Annotated in this window: 17 protein-coding genes; 8 read left to right on the top strand and 9 right to left on the bottom strand. The window is 65.0% G+C overall.

Translation table 11 applies throughout. From position 1 onward, the window contains the following. Positions 1–62: 62 nt before the first annotated feature. Together hscA and fdx are read left to right on the top strand one after the other, a co-directional pair. Positions 63–1,943, top strand: a complete 1,881-nt coding sequence (gene hscA, locus CLI93_RS02310) for a Fe-S protein assembly chaperone HscA (protein ID WP_095541261.1) — start codon at positions 63–65, stop codon at positions 1,941–1,943. A gap of 44 nt (positions 1,944–1,987) precedes the next feature. Continuing rightward, complete coding sequence (fdx, locus tag CLI93_RS02315; protein ID WP_095538859.1) at positions 1,988–2,326, top strand: ISC system 2Fe-2S type ferredoxin; 339 nt, start codon at positions 1,988–1,990, stop codon at positions 2,324–2,326. Between the two features lie 75 nt (positions 2,327–2,401). Here fdx and CLI93_RS02320 read toward each other — a convergent pair whose 3' ends face one another. The 5 genes from CLI93_RS02320 to CLI93_RS02340 form a co-directional block, all read right to left on the bottom strand. After that, positions 2,402–3,319: a formate dehydrogenase accessory sulfurtransferase FdhD gene (locus CLI93_RS02320; protein ID WP_238945693.1), complete on the bottom strand. Its 918-nt coding sequence runs from the start codon at positions 3,317–3,319 to the stop codon at positions 2,402–2,404. Positions 3,320–3,343: 24 nt separating this feature from the next. Beyond that, positions 3,344–4,366, bottom strand: coding sequence for a bifunctional riboflavin kinase/FAD synthetase (locus CLI93_RS02325; RefSeq protein ID WP_095541259.1), 1,023 nt, complete (start codon positions 4,364–4,366; stop codon positions 3,344–3,346). Between the two features lie 99 nt (positions 4,367–4,465). Next, positions 4,466–5,794, bottom strand: coding sequence for a methyltransferase domain-containing protein (locus tag CLI93_RS02330; protein WP_095541258.1), 1,329 nt, complete (start codon positions 5,792–5,794; stop codon positions 4,466–4,468). Positions 5,795–5,933: 139 nt separating this feature from the next. Beyond that, positions 5,934–7,094, bottom strand: coding sequence for an acyl-CoA dehydrogenase family protein (locus CLI93_RS02335; protein ID WP_095541257.1), 1,161 nt, complete (start codon positions 7,092–7,094; stop codon positions 5,934–5,936). A 59-nt stretch (positions 7,095–7,153) separates the two neighbouring features. After that, entirely contained in the window at positions 7,154–8,335 is a 1,182-nt protein-coding gene (locus tag CLI93_RS02340; protein WP_095541256.1) for an acyl-CoA dehydrogenase family protein, read from the bottom strand. A gap of 190 nt (positions 8,336–8,525) precedes the next feature. Between CLI93_RS02340 and purN the strand changes: the two genes are divergently transcribed. From purN to CLI93_RS02355, 3 genes are all read left to right on the top strand, one after another. Further along, positions 8,526–9,116, top strand: a complete 591-nt coding sequence (purN, locus tag CLI93_RS02345; protein WP_095541255.1) for a phosphoribosylglycinamide formyltransferase — start codon at positions 8,526–8,528, stop codon at positions 9,114–9,116. Positions 9,117–9,141: 25 nt separating this feature from the next. Then, positions 9,142–10,593, top strand: a complete 1,452-nt coding sequence (locus CLI93_RS02350; protein ID WP_238945692.1) for an RsmB/NOP family class I SAM-dependent RNA methyltransferase — start codon at positions 9,142–9,144, stop codon at positions 10,591–10,593. 319 nt (positions 10,594–10,912) lie between these two features. Continuing rightward, a complete protein-coding gene (locus CLI93_RS02355; protein WP_095541254.1) occupies positions 10,913–11,170 on the top strand; it encodes a hypothetical protein in 258 nt (85 codons plus the stop codon). Between the two features lie 136 nt (positions 11,171–11,306). Here CLI93_RS02355 and ilvC read toward each other — a convergent pair whose 3' ends face one another. The 3 genes from ilvC to CLI93_RS02370 form a co-directional block, all read right to left on the bottom strand. Further along, positions 11,307–12,323, bottom strand: a complete 1,017-nt coding sequence (gene ilvC, locus CLI93_RS02360) for a ketol-acid reductoisomerase (protein ID WP_095538871.1) — start codon at positions 12,321–12,323, stop codon at positions 11,307–11,309. A gap of 127 nt (positions 12,324–12,450) precedes the next feature. Beyond that, the gene (gene ilvN / locus CLI93_RS02365) at positions 12,451–12,942 is read right to left on the bottom strand and encodes an acetolactate synthase small subunit (RefSeq protein WP_095538872.1); all 492 of its coding nucleotides are present in this window, start codon (positions 12,940–12,942) and stop codon (positions 12,451–12,453) included. A 174-nt stretch (positions 12,943–13,116) separates the two neighbouring features. Continuing rightward, positions 13,117–14,898: an acetolactate synthase 3 catalytic subunit gene (locus tag CLI93_RS02370; RefSeq protein WP_095541253.1), complete on the bottom strand. Its 1,782-nt coding sequence runs from the start codon at positions 14,896–14,898 to the stop codon at positions 13,117–13,119. 460 nt (positions 14,899–15,358) lie between these two features. On the opposite strand from CLI93_RS02370, the gene CLI93_RS02375 reads away from it, so the two are divergent. The 3 genes from CLI93_RS02375 to CLI93_RS02385 all read left to right on the top strand — a co-directional run bounded on the left by CLI93_RS02375 (position 15,359) and on the right by CLI93_RS02385 (position 17,459). Continuing rightward, positions 15,359–15,931, top strand: coding sequence for an RNA polymerase sigma factor (locus tag CLI93_RS02375; protein ID WP_095541252.1), 573 nt, complete (start codon positions 15,359–15,361; stop codon positions 15,929–15,931). After that, complete coding sequence (locus CLI93_RS02380) at positions 15,928–16,413, top strand: DUF3619 family protein (RefSeq protein WP_095541251.1); 486 nt, start codon at positions 15,928–15,930, stop codon at positions 16,411–16,413. The genes CLI93_RS02375 and CLI93_RS02380 overlap by 4 nt, the downstream gene beginning before the upstream one ends. A 107-nt stretch (positions 16,414–16,520) precedes the next feature. Continuing rightward, the gene (locus CLI93_RS02385; RefSeq protein ID WP_095541250.1) at positions 16,521–17,459 is read left to right on the top strand and encodes a DUF3106 domain-containing protein; all 939 of its coding nucleotides are present in this window, start codon (positions 16,521–16,523) and stop codon (positions 17,457–17,459) included. Positions 17,460–17,489: 30 nt separating this feature from the next. Here the strand turns inward: CLI93_RS02385 and CLI93_RS02390 are convergent, their stop codons facing one another. Further along, entirely contained in the window at positions 17,490–18,491 is a 1,002-nt protein-coding gene (locus CLI93_RS02390; RefSeq protein WP_238945691.1) for an LLM class flavin-dependent oxidoreductase, read from the bottom strand. Position 18,492: the final 1 nt, after the last annotated feature.

The raw sequence follows: 18,492 nt of genomic DNA on the forward strand, positions 1-18,492 counted from the left end.
CAACAGAGCGCAATCATTCGCCGTTTTCTCCCCTACCCTCTTTTGCGAGGACGCACGCCACCATGGCCCTGATGCAAATCGCCGAGCCCAACCAAAGCCCGGATCCCCATCAATTCAAACTTGCCGTCGGCATCGACCTGGGCACCACCCACTCGCTGGTGGCGGCCATGCGCCACGGCAGCCCGCAGTGTCTGCCCGACGCCCAGGGCCGCATCCTGCTGCCCTCGGCCGTGCACTATGGCGCTCAAGGTCAGCGCCACATCGGCCATGCCGCGCTGCAGGCCGGGCAGGAGGACGCCGCCAACACCATCGTCTCGGCCAAGCGCCTGATCGGCCGTGGCCTGGCCGACATCGCCAACGCCCAGCAATTGCCCTATGAGCTCAGCGAGCGCAAGGGCGAGGACGGGCGCATCAGCCTGTACGCGCGCACCGCCGCTGGCGAGAAAACCCCGGTCGAGGTCAGCGCGGAAATCCTCGCCACCTTGCGCCAGCGCGCCGAAGACAGCTTCGATGCCCAGCTCTATGGCGCCGTCGTCACCGTGCCCGCCTACTTCGACGACGCCCAGCGCCAAGCCACCAAGGACGCCATCGCCCTGGCCGGCATCCGCCTGCTGCGCCTGATCAACGAGCCCACGGCCGCAGCCATCGCCTATGGCCTCGATCATGGCGCCGAAGGCATCTACCTGGTCTACGACCTGGGCGGCGGCACCTTCGATGCCTCCGTGCTGCGCCTGAGCAAGGGCGTGTTCGAAGTGCTGGCCACCGGCGGCGACTCGGCCCTGGGCGGCGACGACTTCGACGCCCTGCTCGTGCAATGGGCCAGCCAGCAACTAGGCGCCGAGCCCGCCACCAGCGCAGAAAAAGCCTATGCGCGCCAACAGGCCAGGGCCGCCAAGGAAGCCCTGGCCGAGCAAGACAGCGCCACCCTCGACGCCCGCTGGGGCGGCCGCCAGCAACAACTGGTGCTGCAGCACGACACCTTTGCCGCGCTGGTCCAGCCGCTGGTCGAGCGCAGTCTGCAATGCGTGGCCCGCACCCTCGAAGACGCAAAGCTCAGCGCCAGCGACGTGCAAGGCACCGTCATGGTCGGCGGCTCCACCCGCATGCGCACCGTGCGCGAGAACGTCGCGCGCTTCTTGGGCAAGCCGCCGCTGACCGAGCTCAACCCAGACGAAGTCGTCGCCCTGGGCGCGGCCATCCAGGCCCACCAGCTCGCCGGCAACGCCCGCAGCGAGGACAGCGTGCTGCTGCTCGACGTCGTGCCTCTATCGCTGGGCATCGAAATCATGGGCGGCCTGACCGAGCGCATCATCCATCGCAATGACACCATCCCCACCGCCAAGGCGCAGGACTTCACCACCTACCAGGACGGCCAAACCGCGCTGGCCATCCACGTGCTGCAGGGCGAGCGCGACATGGCCAGCGACAACCGCAGCCTGGCGCGTTTCGAACTGCGCGGCATCCCACCCATGGCCGCTGGTGCAGCGCGCATCCGCGTCACCTTTACCGTCGATGCCGACGGCCTGCTCAGCGTCAGCGCACAGGAGCAAAGCTCCGGCGTGCACGCCCAGGTTCAGGTCAAGCCCACCTACGGCCTGCCCGACAGCGAGATCGAGCGCATGCTGCGCGAGAGCTTTGCCACCGCCGAGCAGGACATCCAGGCGCGCGCCCTCACCCAGGCGCGCGTCGATGCACGGCGCCTGATCCTCGCCACGCAATCGGCCCTGGAGCAAGACCGTGACCTGCTCAGCGACTCGGCCCACGCCGCCATCCTGGCCAGCATCGCCGCGCTGCAGGCGTTGATCGACCGCGACAGCGGCAGCGCCGCCCAGATCGAAGCGGCCATCCACACCCTGGCGCACGACACCGAAGCCTTTGCCGCCGCCCGCATGAACCGCGGCATCCAACAGGCACTGGCGGGCAAAAGCGTGCAATCGCTGTAACCGAGCACAGGCCCCCACACCGCCAAGTCCATCCCCTTTCGACCATGCCCAAAATCACCGTCCTGCCCCATGCCGAACTCGCCCCAGAAGGCGCAGAGCTGCAAGTGCCCACCGGCACCTCGATCTGCGAAGCCCTGCTGGAAAACGGCATCGAAATCGAGCACGCCTGCGACATGAGCTGCGCCTGCACCACCTGCCACGTCATCGTGCGCCAGGGTTTTGACTCGCTCAACGAGCTTCAGGAAGAAGAAGAAGACCTGCTGGACAAGGCCTGGGGCCTGGAGCCGCAATCGCGCCTGGGCTGCCAGGCCATCGTCGCGCACACCGACCTGACGGTTGAAATCCCCAAATACACCATCAACCACGCCAAGGAAAACCACTGAAACCCTTCGGCCAGCGGCGCAAGCCGTTGCACAGGCATACGCCGAGCGGGCGCGGGCATTGAATTGAGCCCGCCCTCAGCGGGTGTAGCGCACGGCGCGGGGCTCGCGTGCCAAGCCCCAGAGTTGCAAGCCGGCGATTTCGGCCACGCGGATGGCCAGCGAGGTCGGCGCGGAGATGGTGGCCAGCAGGGGCAGGTGCAGGCGCGCGCATTTGCGCACCAGCTCGTAGCTGGCGCGGCTGGACATGACGACGAAGCCTTGCTGCGGCCAGCCGAGGCCATCGCGGCGCGTTCCGCTTTGCAGCGCCCTGGCGCGCGCGCCCAGCAGCTTGTCCAGCGCGTTGTGGCGCCCCACGTCTTCGTAAATGGCGTGCAGCTGCCCGTGCACATCGGCATATGCGGCGGCGTGCAGCGCACCTGTGGCGTGGTTCAGGGTTTGCTGTTCAGCCATGGCGGCCAGTGCCTTGAAGATGGTGGCAGGGCCAATCTGTGCCAGCCAGGGTGGCGGCGCTGCCCTGGCTGGCTGGGGCAGCCAATCGTGCGCCTGCAAGCTGTCGATGCCGCACAGGCCGCAGCCCGTGCGGCCGGCCAGGCTGCGGCGGCTTTCCTTGAGGCGCATGAAAGCGCTGCTGGCGATGTCCAGATGCACGGCCAGGGCCGGCAGGCTGCACTCGTCGGCGCCGGCCGCAGCCCAGCCGTGGGATGCTGCGGCATCCACCGCGGCAATGTCGATGCCGTAGCAGTCCTCGGCGCAGTCGATGATGCCTTCGCTCAGGGCAAAGCCCAGCGCCAGCTCGGGCAGGTCTTGCGGGGTGCACATCATGACGGCGTGCGACAGGCCATTGCACACCAGCGCCACTGGCACTTCAGCCGCCACTTGATCGCACTGCCATGGCGCTGCCTGGCCGTGCAAATGGCGTTGCACGGGCGTGGACACCACCGGCGGCGGCAGTGCAATTTCCTCGTCGTCGGCCTGGGGCATACGGTTTGGCATTGGACTGGGGTGGCTGGACACAGTTCAAAACCCGCAGCCTACTGTCTGCTGGCGCTGTTCAAACCAGGCGCGCGCTGCGGCACAGTCCTGGGCAATGCCTTGCGCCAGGGCCTGCAGGTTGGGGTATTTGCGCTCGTCGTGGAGCTTTTCCAGCAGCTCCACGCGGATGACTTTGCCATAGCCGCCCTCGGGGTCCAAGGCTTCGGGCCATTGCAGGCAGTGGGTTTCCAGCAGGACGCGGCCGCCGTTGACGTCGCTGGGATCCAACGAGGGGCGCACGCCCAGGTTGGCCACGCCGGGCAAGGGCTGGGGCGTCAGCCCGCGCACTTGCACGACGAAGATGCCGCTGGCAGCGGGCTTCCAGTGCTTGAAGTGCAGGTTCAAGGTACGAAAGCCATGCCCCATGCCGGGCAGGTCAGCGCCCAGATGACGGCCGAGCTTGCGCCCATGCAGCACATGTCCGCTGATGGTGTAGGGCCGCCCCAGCAGCTCGGCAGCGTCTTGCATACGGCCTTGCTGCAAGGCTTTGCGCACTTCGGAACTGGAGACGCGCAGCCCTTGCACGGTGTGGCTTTCCATGCGCGCCACTTCAAACCCCAGCTGCGGCCCCAGCTCGGTCAACAGGGCGTAATCACCGGCGCGCTGGTGGCCAAAGCGGAAGTCATCGCCCACCAGCACATAGCGTGCGCCCAGGCCCTGCACCAGCACTTGGCGTACGAAGTCTTCGGGCGGCTGCGCGGCCAGTGCAGCATTGAAGGGCAGGATGACGGTTTGCGCCACCTGTTGCCCGGCCAGGTCGGTGAGTTTGTCGCGCACCGTGCCCACGCGCGCCGGCGCGATTTCGGGCTTGCCCAGCACCTTGGCAAAGTAATCGCGCGGGTGGGGCTCAAAGGTGAGCACACAGCTGGCCAGCTGGCGCTGGCGGGCCTGTGCGTTGAGCAGGGCCAGCATGGCCTGGTGCCCACGATGCACCCCGTCAAAGTTGCCAATTGCCACGGCGGTGGCCGGGGCCAGGCTGCGGTGGTTCAGGCCAAGAAAGGTGCGCATGGCAGTACGAGGAACTGGTGTGGAAACGAGAGCCGGCAGCGCCTGCCCCAAAAGGGGGCGCAGGCGCACGCGGACTGCACCGCTATGGGGGGCGCGGCGTCAACGCCCTTTTTGTGCCGTGACGACGAAGCCGGCCACGGGCTCGCCCGCTTCGTAGCGCAGGGTTTTCTCCTCGATGCTGGCCAGCGCGAAGCCGGCCTGCTCCAGCAAGCGCTCCAGGTAGGCGCGGCCATGCACATAGCGGCCGGTTCTGGCCTGCAAGGCGTAGTCGGTGTCGGGCTCGGGCGCGGCTTCGGTGGAGAAGAAGAAAAAGCCCTCGGGCTGCAGGATGCGGTGCACATTGCCCAGCACCGGCTGCAGGTCGCCCACGTAGGGGAATACGTCCAGCGCGGCGATGACTTCGTAGAGCGCATCGGGCGTGTCGCGCACCGCATCGAGCAGGTTGACCTTATGGAATTTGTCGTAGACGTGATGGCGGGCCGCCTGCGCAATCATGCTTTCGGAGGCGTCCACGCCCACCATGCCGCCATCGATGCGGCCCAGGCACACGCCCAGCAGGCCTGTGCCACAGCCCAGGTCAAGCAGGTTGAAGCGGCGGTCGGGGAAGATTTCCAAAATCTTCTCCGCCGTCTGCTGCGGCAGCTCATAGCGCAGGTAGCGCACCATGTGCAGGTCGTACTGGCGCGCCAGGCCGCCGAACAATTCCTCCTGCAGCGCCACGGGTTGGGTCGGCGGGGTCTGGCCCTGGGCCACCTGGGCGAAGTAGCGGTACACGGCGTCGTCCGGGGCGTGGGCCAGCAGCTGCTGGGCATCCTCCAGGGCCTCATCGTTGCGGCCCACTTGCAGCAAGGTGCGCATGCGGCCATAGCGCGCCTGCATGTTGGCTGGCTCTTGCGCAAGCACGGCCCCCCAGCTGCTCAGCGCAGCTTCATACTGCTGCGAGAAGAACTGGGTGCGCGCCAGGTTCATCAGCAGCACCGGGTCGTTCGGGTAATGCGTCAGTGCGTGCTCGGTGTAGCGCGCGGCCTGGGCCATGTCGCCACAGCGCACGGCGATGTCGATCACGCCGGCTAAGGCCATGCGCTCGCGCGACTCCAGCGCAAAAATCCTCTCGGCCTGGGCCAGCGCCTGGGCGTTGCGGTCCAGGCGCGCCAACAACAAGCCGTATTCAAGCTGCGCCGGCCACCACTGCGGCGCCAGCCGGGTGGCGTGCTCCATGGCCTCCACCGCTTCGTTGGGCTTGTCCGATTGCTCGGCCAGGCGCGCGCCCAGCATGAAGATGCGCGGATCGTAGGGGGTATTGCGCTGCGCCTCGTTGAGCAGTGTGGCCACTTCCTGCAGCTTGTTTTGCGCCAAGAGCTGGTAGGCCTTGATGATGAAGGGGTCGTTGGCGGAAAGCTGGTCTGCAGCAGACGAAACAGAGGTCATGGGGCGCGGCACGCCAATGCGTGTAATTTGGGCAAAGGGCGCATTATGCGGCAAGGCAGCGCCGCCATGCGCTGCCTTGCCTGGGGGCGCGGGCTCTGCGCCCGCGCGCTTGCGGTTTGCCGGTTTTCCGGCCTTCTATTTATGCGAACACGCCCGCCGTGTCCTGCATGTGCTCGCTGACGACGCCCAGGTGGTGCAGGCTGTCACCCCAGCACATTTCCAGCTGCGTGAGCTTTTTGAAGTAGTGGCTGCCGATGTATTCATCGGTCACGCCAATGCCGCCGTGCAGCTGCACGGACTGCTGGCCCACGTAGCGCATGCTTTGCCCGAGCTGGTATTTGGCGCGCGAGAGGGCCTGCTGGCGCTCTCGCTCAGCCGCGCCGTTGGCAGCGCCGGCGCCATCTGCGGGCTCCTCGGCCAGTTTCAGCCAGGCGTAGTAGCTCATGGAGCGGCCCAGCTCCAGCTGCATCTTCATGTCGGCGATGCGGTGGCGCAGCGCCTGGAAGCTGGCGATGGGCACGCCAAATTGCTTGCGCTGGTTCATGTAATCGGCCGTCAGCGCCAGGGTCTGCTCCATGACGCCCACGCCCTCAGCGCACACGGCGGCCGTGCCGATGCCGGCCAACTGCTGCAAGAGCGCCAGGCCCTGGCCATCGCTTGCGGCACAGAGCAATTGCGCCGGGCTGGCCTGCAGGCGCAGCTCGGCTGCGCGGCTGCCGTCCTGAGTCAGATAGCCCTGGGTTTGCACCCCTGCGGCGCCTTGCTCCACCCAGAACAGTGCTACCTGGCCATCGAGCAGAGCCGGCACGATCCAGGCATCAGCACGGTCGCCGGCAGGCACCAGGCTTTTTTGCCCGTTGAGCACGTAGCCCTGGCCCTGGGGCTCGGCCTGGGTCTGAAGTTGATCGAGCTGGTAACGAGCGCCCTTTTCCTGGTGCGCCAGCACAATCAGCGCCTGCCCTTGCACCAGCTTGGGCAGCCACTGTTGGCGCAGCGCCTGGGGCGCATGGGCCAGGGCCTGGGCTGCAATCAGGGCTTGGGCGTAGGGCTCGAGCACCAGCCCCTTGGCCAGCTCTTCAAGCACGATCATGGCCTCCACGGCGCCCATGCCCATGCCGCCGTCCTGCTCGGCCACGGTCAGGCTCAAGAGGCCCAGCTCGGCCAGCTCGGCCCAGGCTGCGCGGTCAAAGCCGCCCTCGGCCACGATGGCGCGGCGGCGCTCGAAGCCGTAGGCTTTTTCCACCCATTTGCCCACTGCATCGCGCAGCTGCTCTTGCTCGGGCGTGAAATTGAAATCCATGTGCAACTCTCCGGTATGTTCAGCGTGATGTCGTCGGTGATGGCTCTGTCCTTGGCCACTCAGCCCAGCACCGTTTGCGCCACGATGTTGCGCTGCACCTCGTTGGAGCCGCCGTAGATCGTGGTTTTGCGGTAGTTGAAGTAGGTCGGCGCCAGCACCGAGTAGGCGGCCACGCCGCCGGGGAAGTCGCCCTGCCAGCCCGCTTCCATGGCCTCCTGGATGAAGGGCAGGCTGAAGGGGCCTGCCACCAACATCATCAATTCGGAATAACGTTGCTGGATTTCGCTGCCGCGGATTTTCAGCAGGCCGGCGATGTCCAGCGGGTTGCGGCCCGAGCTGACAGCCGAGAGCACGCGCAGCACCAGCATCTCCAGCGCCACGATGTCCACTTCGAGCTTGGCGATCTCGTCGCGGATGCGCAGGTCCTGCCACAGGCCCTCGGCCTTGACCAGGCGCTTGAGGCGCTCAAGCTCGCGCTTGGAGCGGTTCACATCGGCGATGTTGGTGCGCTCGTGGCTGAGCAGGTGCTTGGCGTAAGTCCAGCCTTTGTTTTCCTCGCCAATGAGGTTTTCCACCGGCACCTCGACGTTGTCGAAGAACACTTCGTTGACCTCGCACTCGCCATCGAGCAGGCGGATCGGACGCACCGTCACACCGGGCGAGCGCATGTCGATGAGCAGGAAGGAAATGCCCGTCTGCGGCTTGCCTTCGGTACTGGTGCGCACCAAGCAGAAAATCCACTCGCCATACTGCCCCAGCGTGGTCCAGGTCTTCTGGCCATTGACAATGTATTTGTCGCCCACGCGCTCGGCGCGGGTTTTGAGCGATGCCAGGTCCGAGCCCGAACCCGGCTCGCTGTAGCCCTGGCTCCACCAGACCTCGCCGCTGGCGATGCCGGGCAAAAAGCGCTTCTGCTGCTCGGCGTTGCCATAGGCCATGATGACCGGCGCGACCATCACCGGCCCGAAGGGCACGATGCGCGGCGCGCCAGCCAGTGCGCATTCCTCTTCGAACAAATGGCGCTGCACAGCATCCCAGCCCGGCCCGCCAAACTCCTTGGGCCAGCCATAGCCCAGCCAGCCCTTTTTGCCCAGGATCTTTGCCCAGCCCTGCAAATCCTCACGGTGCAGGCGCAGGTTGTTGTGCACCTTGTGGGCCAGCTCCTTGGGCAGGTGGCTGCGCACCCATTGGCGCACTTCCTCACGAAATGCCTGCTGTTGCGGGGTAAAACTCAACTCCATAAAACCTCTCGTATCGATGTGGGCGCAAAAAGCGCCATGCAAACCGGCAGCACGCTGCAAGCCCGCGAGATGTACCACGACCCGGCACCGGGCATCTGTCAGTTAAGCGACTGGCGCACTCTGCAGCCGCGCAGCCCGCCGTCTGTTTCTGACTGGCTTGGGCAACACACGGTGCGAGAATAGCCCTCCTATGAAGCGCAAGAACATTGTCATTCTGATCTCTGGCACTGGCTCGAACATGGCCGCCATCGTGCAGGCCCAGCACGCACAGCAATGGCCGCAGCGCCTGAATGCGCAGGTCAGCGCCGTCATCAGCAACCGGGCCGATGCCGCTGGCCTGCAATGGGCCCGCGAGCGCGGCCTTGCCACTCAGGTTGTGGACCACCGGCAATACCCTTCGCGCGAGGCCTTCGATGCCGAACTGGCCCAGGCCATCGAGGCGCACCAACCCGCGCTGGTGGTGTTGGCTGGCTTCATGCGGGTGCTGGGCGATGCCTTCGTGAACCGGTTTGCCGGGCGGCTCATCAACATCCACCCCTCGCTGCTGCCGGCCTTCCCCGGCCTGCACACCCACCAGCGCGCGCTGGATGCGGGCTGCCGCTTTGCCGGCGCGACCGTGCACTGGGTCATCCCCGAGCTGGACGCCGGCCCCATCATCGACCAAGCGGCCGTGCCTATCCTGCCTGGCGACACCGCCGCCACGCTGGCCGCGCGCGTGCAATCGCAAGAGCACCTGCTCTACCCCCGCGCCATCGCCGCCCTCATGCCGACGCTGAATTAGGGCCTGCCATTCCCAGACTAGGCCAATGCAATTGATGCCACCGCGTTTTCTGATCTCCGCCACTGGCGCCCTGCTGCAACGCATCGCACGCTTCGAAGAACCGGCTGATGCGGTGCTGCTGCAATTTCTCAAGACACACCCCAAGCTAGGGGTGCGCGAGCGTCAGCAACTGGGCAATGCCGCATTCACCGCGCTGCGCTTTTGGCGCCTGCTGCAATACTGGGCCAGGCTGGGCAGCACGCCCCAGCTGCCCGACACGCAGCACTTCGAGCGCCTGGCCCTGCTCAGTCACGCCCTGCTGGCGCAATACCCGCAGCAGCCGCCAGCGCCCCCTGCCCATATCACCCCGGCCAGCCAGCCCATGGCCCCGCCCATCAGTGATGCCCTGGCCCTGGCCGTGCTGCAGCAGGCGTGCGACTGGGCTGGCCAATGGCCCCAAGAGGAGGGCAGCGCCGCCACCCAGCAATGGCTGGGGCATTGCATTGACGCCTTGCAAGCGGAAGGCGCAGCAGGCCAGGCCAGCAACCTGCCACTGGCCTGCCAGCACAATCTGCCCGATTGGCTGGCTGAGAAACTGCTGAACGCCTACGGCACAGCCCACTTCTGGCCGCTGATGCACGCCCTGCGCCAAAGCGCCCCCCTGGATCTGCGCGTCAACCTGCTGGCGCACAAGCGCCAGGTCGTGCAGCACATGCTGCAAGAGCAGGGCATCGCCTGCGAGCCAACGCCCCACTCCCCCTGGGGCCTGCGCCTGCCAGGCAAGCCCTCGCTGCGCCAAAACCCCTTGATGCACAACGGCACGCTGGAGGTGCAAGACGAAGGCTCGCAACTGCTGGCCCTGCTCAGCGAAGCAAAGCGCGGCGAGACGGTGGTCGACTTTTGCGCCGGCGCCGGTGGCAAAACCTTGGCGCTGGGCGCCATGATGCGCGACAGCGGTCGCCTCTATGCCTTCGACACTTCCTCACACCGCCTGGCGCGACTGCAGCCGCGCCTGCAACGCAGCGGCCTGCACAACGTGCACACCATGGTGCTGCAATCGGAAGCGGACGCGCGCCTGCAGCGCCTGCACGGCAAGGTCGATCGCGTGCTCGTCGATGCGCCCTGCTCCGGCCTGGGCACGCTACGCCGCCATCCCGATCTGGCCTGGCATCTACCGGCCGAGGAAATCCCCAGGCTGCAGGCCCTGCAACTGCGCATCCTCAGCGCCGCAGCGGCACTGCTCAAGCCCGGCGGGCACCTGATCTACGCCACCTGCAGCCTGCTGCCCGACGAGAACGAAGCCGTCTGTCAGCTCTTTACCAGCCAGCACCCGCAATTTGTGCAAGAAAGCTGGCCGCCCCTGCTGGAAAAACACGGGCTGGCGCATTTGCAGCCCAGCCCCAACACCTTGCCAGGCCGCACACAAGGGTTGATGCTGGTGCCGCATCTGCACCAGACCGACGGCTTCTTCATCGCCCACTGGCGCAGGCAGGGTTGAAGGAGCGTTTTTTGCCTCTCTACATGCGCCAGAAAAAGCAGGCAAACTGACCAATTTTTCCTTTCTCGCTAAACGGCTCGCCGCTACGATAGAGGCACTTTCCCAGTCAACAGCCCCGCACCAGCGGCGCCGCCGTGACCAGGAAAGCGCTGCAACAGCGCTGCCCATCGCCCTCCGATGGCGCAAGCTGCAAAACCATGCAGCCAAAAAAGTGCCGGGGCATTGCGTCAACAATGCCCCGGCGTGTCACACAGCGATTGGCTTTCCTGGCCATGCAGCACAAGCCTGCCAGGAAAGCCATGCCATCAGGAGCATCGCCATGAAACGCCCGCAGTCTAGCAGTTTTACCCTCAATAGCCTTCAGCCCATCGAGCTGATCGAAGGCCGGCCAGACGATCTAGAGATCCAGTCCTTCCACACCGCCATCAATGCGCTGAGCATGGCGCGCCACTATCTGCTGCAAGGCGATGAGCAAGCCGCCGAGCACAAGGCCTGTGCCGCTCTGGCTGCCTTGCGCAACCTGCTGGCCCAGGCGCGAGCCAGCGGCCTGCCGGCCACAGGCGCTGCTGCCCATTGAAAAGCCGGCCATTGAAAAGCCGGCCACTAAAAAGCCGGGCAGTACGGGCCCGACACAGCACAAAGGCGCCTTAGCGCCTTTGTTGATTCCAGTAAAGATGCTCCAAGAAAAGGGCCAAGCCCTTTCCCCACGGAGTTCAGTTCTTGGCCTTGTCCACCAGCTTGTTCTTGGCGATCCAGGGCATCATGGAGCGCAACTGGGCGCCAACCTGCTCGATCTGGTGGTCGGCCGTGTTGCGGCGACGCGCGGTCATCGAGGGGTAGTTCAGGCGGCCTTCCTGGATGAACATTTTGGCGTATTCGCCATTCTGGATGCGCTTGAGCGCATGGCGCATGGCCTTGCGCGATTCCTCGTTGATGACTTCCGGGCCGGTGACGTATTCACCATACTCGGCATTGTTGGAGATGGAGTAGTTCATGTTGCCGATGCCGCCTTCGTAGATCAGGTCCACGATGAGCTTGAGCTCGTGCAGGCATTCGAAGTAGGCCATCTCTGGGGCGTAGCCGGCTTCCACCAAGGTTTCAAAGCCCATCTTGATCAACTCCACAGCGCCACCGCAGAGCACTGCCTGTTCGCCGAACAGGTCGGTCTCGGTTTCTTCCTTGAAGTTGGTTTCGATGATGCCGGCCTTGCCGCCGCCATTGGCCATGGCGTAGGACAGGGCCAGGTCGCGCGCCTTGCCAGACTTGTCCTGATGCACAGCCACCAGGTGCGGCACGCCGCCACCTTGCGTGTAGGTGTTGCGCACGGTGTGGCCGGGGGCCTTGGGTGCCACCATCCACACATCCAGGTCGGCGCGCGGCACGACCTGACCATAGTGCACGTTGAAGCCGTGCGCAAAGGCCAGCGAGGCGCCCTTTTTGATGTTGGGCTCGACCTGCTCCTTATAGACGGCTGCGATGTCCTCGTCGGGCAGCAGAATCATCACCACGTCCGCTTTCTTGACAGCAGCGGCCACCTCCATGACTTTCAGGCCAGCCTTTTCGGCCTTGGACCAGGAGGCCCCGCCCTTGCGCAGGCCGACGATGACCTTGACCTTGCTGTCATTGAGATTCTGGGCATGGGCATGGCCTTGGCTGCCATAGCCGATGATGGCCACTGTCTTGCCCTTGATGAGGCTCAGATCACAGTCTTTGTCGTAAAACACTTTCATGGGTTTGCTCTCCTGGTCGAAAAAAGGGGCGGGTGGGTTGCTGGCCGACGCGGCCAGCAGCTGTCTTTTGAGCGCGCAAAGGAATCAGGCAATGCGCGGGGGGCAGCCGAAATCTGTGCAGTACCGCTCAAAGCCGCAGCACGCGCTCGCCACGGCCAATGCCGTTGGGGCCAGTGCGCACGGTTTCGAGGATGGCCGAGCGATCCAGCGCACCCAGAAAGGCGTCGATCTTGCCCTGATCGCCTGTCAGCTCGATGGTGTAGCTCTTGTCGGTCACATCGATGATGCGCCCACGGAAGATGTCGGTGGTGCGCTTGATTTCCTCGCGCTCTTTGCCTGCAGCGCGCACCTTGACGATCATCAGTTCGCGCTCGGTGTAGGCGCCATCGGTCAGATCCACCACCTTGACGACTTCGATCAGGCGGTTGAGGTGCTTGGTGATTTGCTCGATGGTGTCATCTGAACCGACGGTCTGGATCGTCATGCGCGAGAGCGAAGGATCCTCGGTGGGGGCCACGGTGAGCGATTCGATGTTGTAGCCACGGGCGGAAAACAGCCCGACGACGCGCGAGAGTGCGCCGGGCTCGTTTTCGAGCAGCACGGCAATGATGTGTCGCATGAAAGAACTCCTCTTTTCGCCGCCCTCCCCCGGCCACGGTAATGACCAGGCTTGGCAAGCAATTGACTCATCCCTCAGGGGAAAAATTGGATGTTTGAATGGGGCGGTCTGGCCTGCTGTGGCAAGGCATGGGCCAGGGCACGGCAGGCGCACCGCCCTGGCGCCATGACTTGCTTACAGGTCTTCCGCGCTGAGCAGCATTTCGGTGATGCCCTTGCCGGCCTGCACCATCGGGAAGACGTTTTCGCTGGGGTCGGTGCGGAAGTCCAGGAACACTGTGCGGTCCTTGAGCTTGCGCGCCTCGCGCAACGCGCCTTCCACGTCCTGCGGGCGCTCGATCAGCAAACCAACGTGGCCGTAGGCCTCAGCCAGCTTGACGAAGTTGGGCAGCGCATCCATGTAGCTCTGGCTGTAGCGGCCCGAGTACTCGATCTCCTGCCACTGGCGCACCATGCCCAGGTAGCGGTTGTTCAACGCGCAGATCTTGATCGGCGTGTTGTACTGCAAGCAGGTGGAGAGCTCCTGAATGCACATTTGCACCGAGCCTTCGCCCGTGATGCAGAACACCTCGCTCTGGGGCTTGGCCAGCTTGATGCCCATCGCATATGGAATGCCCACGCCCATGGTGCCCAGGCCGCCGGAGTTGATCCAGCGACGCGGCTCGTCGAAACGGTAGTACTGCGCAGCCCACATCTGGTGCTGCCCAACGTCGGAGGTGATGTACACATCATCGCCGCGCGTCATGTTCCACAGCGTCTCGACCACGTACTGGGGCTTGATGACGTCCTTGTTGGCGCGGTCATAGTCCAGGCAGTTGCGCTCGCGCCAGCCTTCGATCATTGCCCACCAGGCCTTGAGCGCCTGGGCGTCGGGCTTCTCGTCGGTCTCGTCGAGCATGTTCAGCAGCTCGGTGAGCACGTCCTTGCAGTCGCCCACAATGGGCACCTGCACCTTGACGCGCTTGGAGATCACCGAAGGATCGACGTCGATGTGAATGATCTTGCGCTCGTTCTGCGCAAAGTGCTTGGGGTTGCCGATGACGCGGTCGTCAAAGCGCGCACCGATGGCGATCAGCACATCGCAGTGCTGCATGGCGTTATTGGCCTCGACCGTGCCGTGCATGCCCAACATGCCCAAAAACTTCGGGTCGGAAGCCGGGAAGGCCCCCAGCCCCATCAGCGTATTGGTCACTGGGTAGCCCAGGCGGTCGGCCAGCGCGCGCACTTCCTGCGTGGCATTGCCCAGAATCGCCCCGCCGCCCACGTAAATGTAGGGCCGCTTGGCCGCCAGCAGGTACTGCATGGCCTTGCGAATCTGCCCGGTATGGCCTTTGCGCACCGGGTTGTAGGAACGCATTTCGACGGTTTCCGGGTAGCCGGTATAGGGCACCTTCTTGAACGACACATCCTTGGGGATGTCGATCACCACCGGGCCCGGGCGACCCGATCGCGCAATGTGGAATGCCTTTTTGACGGTCATGGCCACATCCTCGGCGCGCTTGACCAGGAAGTTGTGCTTCACCACGGGGCGCGTAATGCCTACGGTGTCGCATTCCTGGAAGGCATCCTGCCCGATCGATGGCGCAGGCACCTGGCCGGAAATCACCACCAGCGGGATGCTGTCCATATAGGCCGTGGCCAGGCCCGTGACCGCATTGGTCAGGCCCGGGCCGGAGGTGACCAGCGCCACGCCCACATCGCCCGTGGCGCGGGCATAGCCATCGGCCGCATGCACCGCCGCCTGCTCGTGGCGCACCAGCACGTGCTGCACTTGCTCCTGCCGGTACAGCGCATCGTAGATGTACAGCACTGCCCCGCCCGGATAACCCCAGATGTGCTTGACCCCTTCGGCGGCCAAGGCCTTCATCAGAATTTCTGCGCCCATCAATTCGGCAGGCGCGCTCGATTGCTGCACGGCCTGCGCCGCAGCAGTGGTTTCTGTCTTGGAGATTTCCATGGATGAACCTTCTGAGATTTTCAAAATGAAAAACCTTCGGTGCCCCTCACCCGGACTCTTGTGAAGCAGGCTTAGGACTTGAGAATGTGATGCCGGGCACCGTCGCGGCCGCGCCGCCTTGGCCCCACCACACTCCGTTTGACTGTGGGAGGATGGAGGAAAAGCGCGCATTATTGCATTGAATTGCAAACGTCCAGACCTGTCTGACCGAAAATTCTGCTGCGGCAACGCTCGCCAAGGCTGCATCTGCCTTCAATGCCTGCTGGCAAGCGCTTTCTCTTGGCACAATGCCGCCCTGGCGATGCCAGCGCCCCTTGCGCCGGTATCGAGCCAGAAGGCTGAGCCGACCTTTTCGCCCAAAGGGCTGCCCCTGGCCCGCCGCCCAATTTGCCCTGCCCGCTGCGGCGTTGCAGGTTTTGCGCCGCCTTGGCTGGCTGCGCCCACTCTTTCCAAGTCTGCTTTGGCCTCGGAACAAGAATTTGCAGATTTCCTCCGCGATGTGGAAAAGCGCGCCTACAAGCGCGCGCTTTTCCACGTCAAGGATGAAAACGCTGCCTTGGACATCGTGCAAGACAGCATGCTGCGCCTGGCTGAGCACTACGCCAACAAGCCCATTGAGGAGATGCGCATGCTGTTCAGCCGCATTCTCATCAACACCACCATGGACTGGTTTCGGCGGCAAAAAACGCGCAAAGCCGTCATCAGCAACTTCAGTGATTTCGAGCGCAGCGGCGCTGACGAGAAAGACCAGTTCTCACTGCTGGAGCACTACATTGGCCCAGAGCACACGCAGCAGTGCGAAAGCGCCGAATCCGCCACCGAGCGCAAGCAGGTGTTCGAGATGATTGAGGATGCCATCGGCAAGCTGCCTGCGCGTCAACGCGAAGCCTTCATCATGCGTTACTGGGAAGATATGGATGTTGCAGAGACGGCAGCGGCCATGGGGTGTTCCGAAGGCAGCGTGAAAACCCATTGCCACCGCGCCGTGCAGGCCCTGAGCCAAATGCTCGGGGCATCGGGGATCAAACTATGAGCACACACAATCAAACCGCGTCGCGCGCCGCTGCAGACGGCCTCAGCGCCGTGCAAGCCCAGCGCATCGGCATGGCGCTGGGCAAGGCCTTGCGCCATGCCGAACACGCCCAACCGCTGGGGCATGACATTGGCGAACGCCTGCGCATTGCCCGCCAGCAGGCCATGGCTGCACACCAGCTGGCCCTGCTGCGCCAGCAACAATCCAGCACGGCTGCCGCTCAGCCCGCCGCGCGCCGCGCTGCGGCATGGTGGAAAAGAACCCTGGCCCTGCTGCCCCTGGCCGCAGTCGGCGCGGGCGTGATGTTCACACAAGGCGCCGTCAGCAATGATGGGGCCTCCGAACTGGCCCAGACCGATACACGCATCCTCGCGCAAGAGCTGCCGCCCTCGGCCTGGTCTGACCCTGGTTTCCAGCAGTTCCTGAAAAACCAACGCATCGCATTGCCCGCTGCTCCATCCCCGCAGCAGCGCAGCCAATGAATACCACCCACCTGGGGCCATCTCTGGCCCCAGGCTTTCATGGGCAGCCTTGCTGCTGCAAACATCTGCCATACCATACGGGGCCTGCCCCAGTGCCCTGACTACTTGTGCCGTCGCCCGCCCACCCCACTCCCACCACTGCCGCTCAAACGCACAGCGGCAATCGGCCTGCTGTTGCACTGGGCTTTGCCTGCCTGCTGCTGCTGGCACTGAGCTGGGCGGGCCTGCAACACCCCTTGCTCGCACCAGCCTTGCCTCCAGGCATCGTCTATGCTGGCCCCCTGATCCTGCAGGGAAATCCGCAGCCCTTACCCGATCTGGACACCCCAGCGCCAACCACGGCGGACAGCACTGCAAGCGGCCTGCACATCACCCGCCCGATCTGGGCCGACCTGCCCGAAGAGCAGCAAACCCTGCTGGCCGGCCTCCAGCCGCTGTGGCCCTTCATCAGCAGTGCGGAAAAACGCCGTTGGCAAGCCATTGCCCGGCAGGCCAAGTCGCTGGACGATGACGCCCGCCAGCACTTAATGCGCCACATTGCTCTGTGGGGCGCGCTGAGCGAACCTCAGCGCCACGCCATCCGCCAGCGGTACCAGCACCTGAACGAGACCGAGCTGCTGCGTCTGGCCCAGGCCTGGCGCGATTACCAACAGCTCTCGCCCGAAGAGCGCCTGGCCCTGCTCCAGCAAGCCACGCAGCAGCCCCAGGCCGTCAAGGCACGGTCCGGCAGCACAGGCTATGCCACGGCACCCCGGCGCAGCCACAACTTGGTGCGTATCCCCGCAGCCAGCCAGAGCGGGCCCGGCCTGTCCAACCTGCCCAAAATCCCGCTGCAGCCGGTGCGCTTCAACCGCCGCAGCAGCCCGCCCGTGGCCGCCAAACCAGCCGATCCAACGCCCGCGCTGAGCACCGTCACCACCGTCCAGGTGGATGCCGCGCCCACCTCAGCCCCCCCTCAAGCCCCTCCACTGAGCGCACCCACAGTGCGTTACTGGCACGGCATCCCCATTACCCCGCCAGAGCCCGCCCCCATCTACGCCAACTGAGCGCCTGTCAAAAGGCCGCTGCTGCCCAGCTTATGCCTTGCCGCGCAGCATCGGCATGGCCTCCTGTGCGAACAGGCGCATGGCGGTCAGGGCGGCCGGCCAGCCCAGCAGGCCGTTGGCGTTGAAGACCAGGCGCAGATGGGCGCAGCCCGTGCGCTGTTGCAATTGGCGCAGCTGGGCCACGCATTGCTCGGGCGTGCCGTAGATGAATTGCTCGCGCAGGGCCTTGGCCGTGTCCATCGCGGGCACTTGTTCGGGTGTTTGGCCACGCTTGGCGGCAAAGTACAGGCGGCGCTGCCAGAGCTTGGGCCACAAAGCCTGCAATTGGCCCTGCACGTCCTGCGCACTCGTACCGATGACGACGTAGCGCGAGATGGGCGAGCGCTGCCGCAGGGCCTGGGCCAGGGCTTGAGAGTGACCACCCCGCTGAGCGCAGGCAGCGGCGTCCAGGCGTTCGAGCTGCAAGGTCTCGGGCGGCTCCAGACTCAGCAGCAAGGGAATGCGCTGGGCCACTGCAAACGCAATGCTTTCTTCAGAGCTGGCCGCCAGGTACAGCGGTAACGCGCTGGCGCCGCTGGCTTCTGTTGCAAGGGCCTTTTGCAGCGCCTGCACGCAGCGCTCCATGCTGTCGCGCGCCTGCTCGGGGGCGATGCCCAGTTGCTGCAAGGTAGCCGGATCGGTGCCACGGCCAATGCCCGCATCAAAACGCCCGCCACTTTGGAACTGCAACTGTTGCACCTGTTCGGCCAACAGCTGCGGGCGATGCAACGGCGCCACCAGCACCGAGCTGCCCACGCGCAGGCGCTGCGTGCGCGCCAGCACGGCGGCGGCCAGCAGCATCGGGCAGGGGTAGGGCCAGGCTTGCTCTTGCAGGCGAAATTCGTGGAACCAGACGCCGTCGTAGCCCAATGCTTCGGCCTGCTCGAACAAGGCCAGGAACTCCTGATGCGCGCCTTGCGTGGCCTCGCGCGACCAGCCGGCCAAGTCGATGCGCAGGGGTTCAACAGGGAAATAAGAAAAGTCTTGGGCCATT

The organism is Vandammella animalimorsus, assembly GCF_002288875.1.
Classification (GTDB): domain Bacteria; phylum Pseudomonadota; class Gammaproteobacteria; order Burkholderiales; family Burkholderiaceae_C; genus Lampropedia; species Lampropedia animalimorsus.

Excerpts from the sequence above, each read along its gene's own strand:
- CLI93_RS02350 (WP_238945692.1), top strand. The coding sequence starts at position 9,142 with ATGCAATTGATGCCACCGCGTTTTCTGATCTCCGCCACTGGCGCCCTG.
- CLI93_RS02330 (WP_095541258.1), bottom strand. The coding sequence starts at position 5,794 with ATGACCTCTGTTTCGTCTGCTGCAGACCAGCTTTCCGCCAACGACCCC.
- CLI93_RS02340 (WP_095541256.1), bottom strand. The coding sequence starts at position 8,335 with ATGGAGTTGAGTTTTACCCCGCAACAGCAGGCATTTCGTGAGGAAGTG.
- CLI93_RS02390 (WP_238945691.1), bottom strand. The coding sequence starts at position 18,491 with ATGGCCCAAGACTTTTCTTATTTCCCTGTTGAACCCCTGCGCATCGAC.
- CLI93_RS02355 (WP_095541254.1), top strand. The coding sequence starts at position 10,913 with ATGAAACGCCCGCAGTCTAGCAGTTTTACCCTCAATAGCCTTCAGCCC.
- CLI93_RS02370 (WP_095541253.1), bottom strand. The coding sequence starts at position 14,898 with ATGGAAATCTCCAAGACAGAAACCACTGCTGCGGCGCAGGCCGTGCAG.
- CLI93_RS02320 (WP_238945693.1), bottom strand. The coding sequence starts at position 3,319 with ATGCCAAACCGTATGCCCCAGGCCGACGACGAGGAAATTGCACTGCCG.
- CLI93_RS02335 (WP_095541257.1), bottom strand. The coding sequence starts at position 7,094 with ATGGATTTCAATTTCACGCCCGAGCAAGAGCAGCTGCGCGATGCAGTG.
- ilvN (WP_095538872.1), bottom strand. The coding sequence starts at position 12,942 with ATGCGACACATCATTGCCGTGCTGCTCGAAAACGAGCCCGGCGCACTC.
- CLI93_RS02380 (WP_095541251.1), top strand. The coding sequence starts at position 15,928 with ATGAGCACACACAATCAAACCGCGTCGCGCGCCGCTGCAGACGGCCTC.
- purN (WP_095541255.1), top strand. The coding sequence starts at position 8,526 with ATGAAGCGCAAGAACATTGTCATTCTGATCTCTGGCACTGGCTCGAAC.
- ilvC (WP_095538871.1), bottom strand. The coding sequence starts at position 12,323 with ATGAAAGTGTTTTACGACAAAGACTGTGATCTGAGCCTCATCAAGGGC.
- CLI93_RS02325 (WP_095541259.1), bottom strand. The coding sequence starts at position 4,366 with ATGCGCACCTTTCTTGGCCTGAACCACCGCAGCCTGGCCCCGGCCACC.
- fdx (WP_095538859.1), top strand. The coding sequence starts at position 1,988 with ATGCCCAAAATCACCGTCCTGCCCCATGCCGAACTCGCCCCAGAAGGC.
- hscA (WP_095541261.1), top strand. The coding sequence starts at position 63 with ATGGCCCTGATGCAAATCGCCGAGCCCAACCAAAGCCCGGATCCCCAT.